This is a genomic window from Shewanella sp. GutDb-MelDb (assembly GCF_002836075.1).
Taxonomy (GTDB): Bacteria; Pseudomonadota; Gammaproteobacteria; order Enterobacterales; family Shewanellaceae; genus Shewanella.
Genome location: NZ_PJBM01000199.1, coordinates 1 through 9290, shown reverse-complemented (window position 1 = coordinate 9290; position 9290 = coordinate 1). Strand labels below are relative to the sequence as shown.

At 43.5% G+C, this 9290-nt stretch carries 8 protein-coding genes; 3 read left to right on the top strand and 5 right to left on the bottom strand.

The window, feature by feature from the left end; all coding sequences use genetic code 11:
• Positions 1-639: 639 nt before the first annotated feature.
• Positions 640-1101 carry a tRNA (uridine(34)/cytosine(34)/5-carboxymethylaminomethyluridine(34)-2'-O)-methyltransferase TrmL gene (gene trmL / locus CXF82_RS09935; RefSeq protein ID WP_101089203.1) on the bottom strand — a complete coding sequence of 154 codons (462 nt, stop codon included), beginning with the start codon at positions 1099-1101 and terminating at the stop codon, positions 640-642.
• A gap of 235 nt (positions 1102-1336) precedes the next feature.
• On the opposite strand from trmL, the gene CXF82_RS09930 reads away from it, so the two are divergent.
• On the top strand, positions 1337-2269 hold the full coding sequence (locus tag CXF82_RS09930) for a LysR family transcriptional regulator (protein WP_102044119.1): 933 nt from the start codon (positions 1337-1339) through the stop codon (positions 2267-2269).
• 18 nt (positions 2270-2287) lie between these two features.
• Here the strand turns inward: CXF82_RS09930 and CXF82_RS09925 are convergent, their stop codons facing one another.
• The 3 genes from CXF82_RS09925 to CXF82_RS09915 all read right to left on the bottom strand — a co-directional run bounded on the left by CXF82_RS09925 (position 2288) and on the right by CXF82_RS09915 (position 6464).
• Positions 2288-3199 (bottom strand): YjjW family glycine radical enzyme activase, encoded by a 912-nt coding sequence (locus CXF82_RS09925; RefSeq protein WP_257982766.1) that lies wholly within the window; start codon positions 3197-3199, stop codon positions 2288-2290.
• Positions 3165-4724: a YjjI family glycine radical enzyme gene (locus CXF82_RS09920; RefSeq protein WP_102044118.1), complete on the bottom strand. Its 1560-nt coding sequence runs from the start codon at positions 4722-4724 to the stop codon at positions 3165-3167. Before CXF82_RS09920 ends, CXF82_RS09925 begins: the two co-directional genes overlap by 35 nt.
• A 219-nt stretch (positions 4725-4943) precedes the next feature.
• A complete protein-coding gene (locus CXF82_RS09915; protein WP_101089206.1) occupies positions 4944-6464 on the bottom strand; it encodes an acetaldehyde dehydrogenase ExaC in 1521 nt (506 codons plus the stop codon).
• A gap of 247 nt (positions 6465-6711) precedes the next feature.
• Between CXF82_RS09915 and CXF82_RS09910 the strand changes: the two genes are divergently transcribed.
• Positions 6712-7692, top strand: coding sequence for an acrylyl-CoA reductase (NADPH) (locus CXF82_RS09910; protein WP_101089207.1), 981 nt, complete (start codon positions 6712-6714; stop codon positions 7690-7692).
• A gap of 87 nt (positions 7693-7779) precedes the next feature.
• Here CXF82_RS09910 and CXF82_RS09905 read toward each other — a convergent pair whose 3' ends face one another.
• Positions 7780-8712 (bottom strand): LysR family transcriptional regulator, encoded by a 933-nt coding sequence (locus CXF82_RS09905; RefSeq protein WP_102044117.1) that lies wholly within the window; start codon positions 8710-8712, stop codon positions 7780-7782.
• A 455-nt stretch (positions 8713-9167) separates the two neighbouring features.
• On the opposite strand from CXF82_RS09905, the gene CXF82_RS09900 reads away from it, so the two are divergent.
• On the top strand, positions 9168-9290 hold a 123-nt coding region (locus CXF82_RS09900), incomplete at its 3' end, for a twin-arginine translocation signal domain-containing protein (RefSeq protein WP_145991669.1).

Genomic DNA, 9290 nt, shown 5'->3' with positions numbered 1-9290 from the left:
TAAGATGGGTCTCGAAAGAGAGTGAATAGCCCATTGCTAACGCAATGGGCTTTTTTACGTCTGTGATTTGGGAGCTGATCCAGCGGCATACCAGTATTGTGGAATTGTTGACGAGTCACTTCTACCAGCTTAAATGGTCTCATTAGATTCATATTTATAGATGGTGCAACCACAGATTGAGTCGCCCTGTTGATGGGAAAACAGTATCGAATAGATAGCGTATTAAAATAGTTTTAGCTTTACGAAACGATGTTCTCGTCGGAGCCGGAAGCCTTCAGCAGCCTAAACGTTGCTTGATCCTAAAACCTCAGTAACGATGTCTCATAAATTTTGAGATTAGTTCATATTGATACGTTCAGATGCGAGGTGACCAGTGGTTTTATAGATTGGCTAAGTCTTTATGTAGGCCAAGTTAATGAATGACTTTTAGAGGCACTATGCATTTATATTCCAACAGTATTTTTACATGGCGATAATTGTGATTACGATGCGAGGTTTATTTGAGGTTGGCCTAGATACGATAAAACCTAAAAATAGAGGCTCTATCGTATTATTAGTTCATATCAAGTAGCAACCATTGCTAAGTCTAGTGGTTATTTTGAAGATATGACATCGGCTGATTTAAAGTGCTCTGAGCTGTTATGAGCCTTGGTAATCGAGTTGTCGCCAAGCTTCATAGCTGATGATAGCAACTGCATTTGAAAGATTAAGGCTGCGACTCGTCGACATCATAGGAATACGCAAACGTTGTTCAGTCGGAATTGAGTCTATTATATCAGCAGGTAAGCCTCTGGTTTCTGGACCAAATAACAACACATCATCTTGTTTAAAGCTGAGTTCTGAATGTGGGCGACTGCCTTTGGTCGTACAAGCCATAATTCGCTTGCCTTGCATTGCTTCGAGAAAAGACTCGAAGTTTTTATGATGAATTACATTAGCCAAATCTGCATAATCTAGCCCGGCGCGGCGCAGCTTTTTATCTTCTAAATCAAAGCCCAAAGGCTCAATTAAGTGCAGTTTGCAGCCATTATTAGCGATTAATCTGATTATATTACCGGTGTTAGGGGCTATTTCGGGTTCGTAAAGCGCTATATGAAACATGCTGGCCTGCCTAAAAATGTATGAGCTGAGATTATTTTAATCTGTAATGGAGAGCATGAAAGCTCTTATTTGATCATTACTTAATGAATAATTCATTATACGGCAAAAAGTGGGTAGCGGAAAATAGCAGTGTAGCGTGAAGTGGCCCGTGAATATGAGAAATGCAGATATCCTCTTAAGCCATTTATCTCTATATTTGAGTAGATAGATACACTGGTTACCTATGAGCATTGTAATGGATCTCGCTAAACTTTCACGGATCAGTATGAAGCATCTGATCACCTTGCATGTCATGCTAGATACGCTAAGCGTAACTGCGAGTGCGGAACGATTATGCTTAAGCCCCTCGTCAGTGAGTAAAACGCTAAGTCAACTACGGCAAAGTCTTGATGATGATCTGTTTTATCGGCATGGAAACAAGCTTGTAGCAACCCCTTTGGCACGCCGTTTAGGTCCAAATGTCCACCAAATCATCACTGATATGAACCTATTAGTGACCCAAGAGGCTTTCACCCCTGCGGCCTATAAAGGTGGATTTTCCTTGGCGATGCGAGAAAGTACCTTTGAGCTACTTGCTGCTAAACTAACGGCACATGTACTGTTGTTAGCCCCTAATATTCGACTCGACATCTTTGCTAAAGACAGTGTCGGTTTTGAGGGGTTAGTTAAAGGCAGTTTAGATTTTATAGTGCTGCCCCATGACCGAAGCCAGCCGCCCATTGCGCAGCATGAATTGGTGTGGGAGACATTAATAAATGACGAGATGGTGTGTTTAATGAATCCTAATCACCCTTTAGCCAATCAACATCATATCTCTATTGATGACTATCTTGGATATAGTCATATAGGTATTAGCGATACAGATCTGAATAGACCTTTTTTCGAGATGAAGTTGGCCCAGCAGGCTCTAAATCGAGCGGTGCCTTTGTCGGTGGCAGACTTTGGTAGTGCGGCCCTAATGTGTCATCACAGTGAGCTGTTATTTACTTGTTCACGCCGTTGGGCCGAAAATGCCATTCAGGCTAGAGGCTTAGTGACTAAAGCACTACCGCTTGATTACGGAGAGGTTGCGTATAGCTTGGTGTGGCACAAGCAGAGTATGAAGGATCCTGCACATCGTTGGTTCTATGAGCAACTTGTCGACTTTACTCGGCAGCAGTTTCAGTAACCTGATTAAATAGCATTTCTATAGGTATAGATTGGGTAAAATGAGATTATTCACACCGCGTCGAGCAAGTGCATTTGCGAGTTGTTGAATTTGCGCCTCAGTGCAACTTGGCCACATTAATGCGTCGCCTGTAACCCCGTGATGCTGAAATGCATTTAGCTTGATTCGTACAGTTACCGGCAGTTGGGCTAGATAGCTCGCCACAGCATCGATTTCGCTATCGAAGTCACTGACCTCTGGAATGTGCAGTAAACGGACCTCATACAATTTCCCCTGTTCGGCAAGCAGCTTCAATGCGCTAAAAACACGATGGTTATCCCGACCGGTAATATAGCGGTGGGTGTCTTGTTGCCAAGATTTAAGATCAATCATGGCACCTTGTATAAAGGGTAATACTTGTTGCCAACCATTTAGGCTTAGACTGCCGTTACTGTCTATCATGCAGCTTAGGTGTGCTAAATCCTTGCTCAACTGCATCTCTCGAAATAATGCAATAATAAAGGGCAGCTGCAAACTGGCTTCCCCCCCACTGATGGTGACACCATTAATAAAGTGCATTTGAGCGCGGATAAGAGTGAGTAGTTCATCGACACTATAACGCAGTGTTTTTGGCGTTGATTGTTTGGGGCAAACGGATAGACAGATGTCGCATTGGGTGCATAATTGTTGGTCCCAAACCACCTGACTTTTATTATCATCTGTAATCAGTTTGAGGGCTTTTGCTGGGCAGGTTGGTACGCAATCGCCACAACTATCACACCAGTCTATGGTGTGAGGATTGTGGCAATTTTTACAGTTAAAATTACATCCCTGTAGAAAGATAACAAGCCTGCTACCAGGCCCATCTACACAAGAGAAAGGAATGATTTGATTAACTGTTGCGACTCTATCCAAGTTAATGCGACTTCGCGTAGCTTGGAGCATTTTCATGAGCAACAACACGTGGTTGACGCTCAAGGATCTTAGTATTTATTGCCGCCTCTGCTCCTAAACCTGTGGTATTAGTGCGTGAACCCGCCTCTTTAAAACGAGCAATGTCTGACAGTTTAATCATGTAGCCTGTTACACGAACCAAATCGTTAGAGGCGACGTTAGCGGTAAACTCGCGAAAACCTAAGTTTAATGCGCCTTTACAGAGTTGGAACATGGCTTGTGGATTCGATTTAACCGTTTCATCAATCGTGAGAATGTCGCTGATCCCAGAAGTATAATATTGATGATGTTCCGCCAGTGCTTTGATGTGAGCTATTGGGTTTGGCTCGGTACCATAGGGAATACGCACACCGGGAGTGACATCTTTATCTAGACTAATACCGCCTTGAGAGTGCAGTAACGCACGGCCGTTATAGCCATAGTCAACTGGAGTTGATTTGACGATGGTATCCAGTGCTTTAGATATTTTATGACCAAGCTCATTCGCCGCTTGATGGTGACCGTAGTGAGGGCTTGGTTTCTCTGTATGAGATTCAGTTAGCTCTGGATTACCTTGCAGAATATTCACGGCTTCAGCCATGCCATAAATTCCGAACATAGGTGCAAAGCGTGACTCTTCAATTAGCCCCTCTTTGACTAAGAAACTGTTGAAAAAGTTAGATTCTTCATGCAGATACTGACAACGGGCATTAATTAGCTCATAGGTTAGCTGGCAGTATTGCGGCAACGTATTGTCAAAGAAATCACTGATGTCATTAGATCTTAGGGCAATCTCTTTTAGATTAAGTCTTACCAAGGTGTTAGCACCGCCAGCCAGTGGCAGTGAGTTATAACAGCTAACAATGCCAAAGCCTTTTTTATCATAGCTATTGGCGTGCATTGGATAGTTGGCTATATGCGGTTTACTGCACTCACAAATATTGCTCGCGGCAATTTGTAGTAGTTCATCGGGAGTCACTTGTGGATCGTACATAAACGTAAGATTGGGTGCAATTTGTTTAAGCTCTGCGTCGATCCTTAAAATTGTGCGGCAGACAATGTTATCCGTTGGGCCTATGTTCACGTGCATAAAGGCGTCAGGAAGGGTGCGATCTAGCATGATCCAAAATAGCTTTAGTTTGCGGTATAGGTTCTCAGTATCGATCCCTTGGCAGAATGGCAGCAAAACCTCATCCAGTTGACCTAGATACACCGGAATATTAGTTACCGAGGGGACATGGTGGTAAAGGATGGTGAGTGCATTAAGTGCTTCATCTAAGTCTTGTGCTGGGCTTAACTCTAAGTATTCAGAGCCTTGTTGTAAGTATTTGGCATAATCGGGCAAAACATATCGTGGTTTAAATGGTGCATGGCCTTCGAACATGTCGCAGATAATACCCGAATCCATGGCTTGTGTTACGTCTTCCGACACCGCTACATATGGCAAACTAGAATCTGCTTCTAGTGCTAAAAAGTTAGATTTTTGCTTTGGAGAAAGATTTAGGTCGCGGGTGATCTGGGAAAGTCGTTCTTGAATCGCCATGGCGTAATATCCATTAATATTGTATGGGTAATATATTAAGGCCTATTAGCTAGATTCTTATAGTGAAAAGCAGGCAAGGTGGTATTTCCATTATGGAAATTCAGCGGGGTAGATCTCGATTTTACAGAGAAATAGAGAGATAAATAGAAAGCCAAATATAGCGGCGGTGAAATCGCGAACTACATTTGGCTTTAGATGTTGCTAAGATACTGATGTTATCTAAAAGAAACCTAGTGGATTAACATCGTAGCTAATGAGTAGATTCTTGGTATTTTGGTAATGATCTAGCATCATTTTATGAGTCTCGCGACCAATACCGGACCTCTTATAGCCTCCAAATGCAGCGTGAGCAGGATAAGCGTGATAACAGTTTATCCATACTCGACCCGCTTGAATACCGCGTCCCATTCGTTGAGCGGTATTCATATCGCGTGTCCATACACCCGCGCCAAGGCCATACGGAGTATCATTTGCGATGGCCAATGCTTCAGCTTCATCCTTAAAGGTGGTGACTGAAATGACGGGGCCAAAAATTTCTTCTTGGAAGATCCGCATATTATTAGTGCCCTTTAAGATGGTAGGGCGAATGTAAAAACCTTGGCTATGTTCACCTTCAAGCTTACAGAGATCGCCACCAACCAATACCTCAGCACCTTCATCTTTACCTATTTGCAGATAGCTGAGAATTTTATCAAATTGCTCTTGTGATGCTTGAGCGCCCACTTGCGTTTCAGTATCGAGTGGGTTGCTTTGTTTAATGGTTTTGCAGCGCTCAATGACTTTGGCAATAAACTTGTCATAAATCGACTCGTGGATCAGTGCTCGTGACGGACAAGTGCATACTTCACCTTGGTTAAAGAAGGCCAGTAACATGCCTTCTACGGCTTTATCGAGATACGCATCCTCATGATCCATTACATCAGCAAAATAGACATTCGGAGACTTACCACCCAGCTCAACCGTTGATGGGATCAACGACTCAGCCGCACATTTCAAAATATGATGACCCACTTCAGTCGAGCCAGTGAAGGCCAGTTTAGCGATTCGACTACTGGTAGCGAGTGCCTGACCCGCTTCGTTGCCAAAACCATTTACCACATTGAGCACACCTTTAGGGAGCAGGTCTTCAATTAACTCAAGCATCACTAAAATCGAGGCCGGGGTTTGCTCGGCAGGTTTTAATACCACGCAATTACCCGCGGCTAATGCGGGGGCAACTTTCCATGCAGCCATCAAAATAGGAAAGTTCCAAGGAATAATTTGGCCGACAACGCCTAATGGCTCAGGAAAATGATAACTTACAGTATTGGCATCAATATCTGCAGCGCTGCCCTCTTGGGCTCGAATACACCCCGCAAAATAGCGGAAATGGTCGACAACTAAAGGGAGATCGGCCGCTAACGTTTCACGTACTGCTTTACCATTATCCCAAGTCTCGGCTATAGCGAGGAGCTCTATATTTTGTTCAATACGATCAGCAACACGCAATAGAATATTAGCACGCTCGGTGACCGACGTTTTGCCCCAGCTCTCTTTGGCTTTGTGGGCGGCATCAAGTGCCAGCTCTATATCGTTAGTATCTGAGCGTGGGATCTGACAGAATACTTTTCCGTCGACGGGTGAAGGGTTATCAAAATAGACACCATTGACGGGTTTAACCCATTCACCACCAATAAAATTTTGATACTGTGATTTGAAATTAATGATGGCGTCAGGTGTTCCTGGTTTGCTATATATCATACTTATATCCTTCGTATGTTTTTTATGCGATAACTCAGTGTAGTAGCAAAGTAAAAGCGAGGATATAGGAATAAAGTCGAGTCGTTTATTGTGGGACAATTTAGCTATATTATTGCTCTATACACTAATCAATATGAGGTGGTTATACCTCTATGCATCCAGTGCATTATTTCTATGCAAAATATGCACTTCAGTCATAGATGTTTATGGCCTATGCTTCTCTCATCAGTTTAAATAGGAACTTGTCATGTTTAACGCGCTTGTTTTGACCCAAGAAGAAAAGCTTACCCAAGCTAATGTTCGTCAAATCTCAGAGACAGATCTGCCTGAAGGTGAGGTATTAGTCGCTGTTGCATGTTCATCACTGAACTACAAAGATGGCTTAGCGGTTACTGGTGTTGGTAGAATTATCCGTAATTTTCCTATGGTGCCTGGTATCGACTTTGCAGGTACGGTGCTTGAATCAAGTGACGAGCGTTATAAAGCGGGTGACAAGGTCATTTTAACGGGCTGGGGCGTAGGTGAAAATCACTGGGGCGGCTTAGCAGAGAAAGCCCGCGTGAATGCGGATTGGTTAGTTCCTATGCCTACGAATTGCGATGCAGCAAAAGCGATGCAAATAGGTACGGCTGGTTTAACGGCAATGTTATGCGTACAAGCATTGCAGCAAGCTGGAATTAAGCCAAGCGATGGTGATGTACTCGTCACCGGCGCTAGTGGTGGTGTCGGCAGTGTTGCAGTGACCTTACTATCGCAATTAGGTTACCGCGTAGTGGCAAGCTCTGGGCGTATTGAGCAGAATGGCCCTCTATTGACTAAGTTAGGTGCTAGCGAAGTAATAGAGCGTAGCGAGCTTGAAGTTGACTCAAGACCTCTAGAGAAGCAGCGTTGGGCGGGTGTTGTTGATACTGTAGGTAACAAAATCTTAGCGACAGCATTAGCACAAATGAAATATGGTGGTGCAGCAGCAATTTGTGGTCTTGCTGGTGGTTTTGCACTGCCAACGACCGTGATGCCATTTATCCTTCGTGGGGTAAACTTGCTCGGTGTTGATTCTGTATCTTGCCCATTTGAAAAACGCCAAGCAGCTTGGGAAGAGGTACTTAAGTTACTCCCCGCAAGTTATTATCAAGATGCCTGCGAGACTATTGCGCTTGAACAGGTACCTGAATTTGCACAACGCATCATTAAGGGCCAAGTCACAGGTCGAGTCCTTGTTAAGCTTTAATCATTGTTAATGAAGTCAGAAAGCCCAGCAAATAACTGGGCTTTTTTGTGTCTATTTTTTGTATTAATCCTGCTTTAATTCGTGGAATTAACAGTTCTGCGGAGACTGACTTAACAAATTTTGAGTCACAGTAATAACCTCATTACGTAACCATTGCTGCGCTTTATCTTGCTCACTGCGAGAGTGCCAGAACAAGTTGTAATCTAAACTGGGTAACTTAAAAGGTAGAGGCTTAACTTTTAGCCCATGGCGCAGGGCTGCTATTTCTGCCATGCCTTCAGGTAACGTAATAATTAATGGGTTGATTGATTGCAAGGCTAAGGCGGTATCAAGATGCGGTGTCCTCAGCAGTTCAGTGCGCGCGGGATATTGGCTAATTTCATCATCGAGCAACGCTTTTACTCCATCACTAATAGCAATGGTTGCGTGAGGGTAATGCAGATAGTCATCTAGCGTGATCTCGGCATCTGCCAATGGATGATGGGGTGATAGTAAACAGCTAACGCCGACTTTACCCAGAAAAGTGTACTGCAACTGTCCGGTTTGACCTATAGCGCGGCAGATTGCCATATCGGCGCCTTTCACGCTGAGCTGCGCCTGCAGCTCGTTATGCTGAACCGGTAGTATCTCAAGTCTAATTTTGGGTGCCTGTTGATAAATGTTCGGCAGAATAAAGGGCACTAAAGCTTGCATGGCATAGTCAGTTACCGCAATGGAAAACTGTTGTTCGCACTCAAGCGGGACAAATGCCTTTGGGGTTAATAAGCTAATGAGTTGCCCAGTCGGTTGTTGTAACTGCTGGTAGCAATCGAGTGCAAACTGGGTTGGTACAAGATGTTGGCCAACACGGGAAAATAGTGGATCGTCGAGCATCTCTCGTAGACGAGCAAGAATGCGGCTTGTCGCTGATTGACTTAAGTGTAATCGCTTAGCAGCCTGAGTCACGCTGCGCTCTTCAACCAAAATTTGCAGAGCGATTAATAAGCTTAGGTCTTGGCGGTAGATATCTTCTAATTCCATAACTTCCCTGAAGCAAGCGGTTGGTTTAATAGTATGGACTCATGATGACATAGAAGCCTGCCGCTCAACATTTTTCTATACCATATAGAAAAACTTTTTGAGTGTTAGGGACCAAAAATGGACACTGGTTACAATAAATCAACCTCAGTGAGCTTATTATAATTGTTGTGGTGACATTGTTATTTTTGTTAATTTGCGCCTAATGGTATAAAGCAAATAAAAGCTCGGAAAGTCAGAGCTACATTGGTTTTATTGATTGATAATTAGTGCTGGTGCATTGTTTGGAATTAATTCCAAAATACCTCAAAAGTAGTAAAAATCTTAAACATTAGATCTAAGCTTGAGTTTCTAAATGTTGTCATAATGTTTTAAATAAAGCTCTGCTTAACTCTCGTTTTGGAACTGGTTCCAGTCATATCATTGTTGCGTCTAATAAAACTATAGGGTGATGACAGATGAGCAATAAAGATCTGCTAGGACGCCGCAATTTCATTAAGGGAATGGGAGCTGCAGCAGGTGTCGCAATGGCTGCACCAGCAATGGCCATTTCTGAGAAAGCGGATGGCGTTAAATGGGAC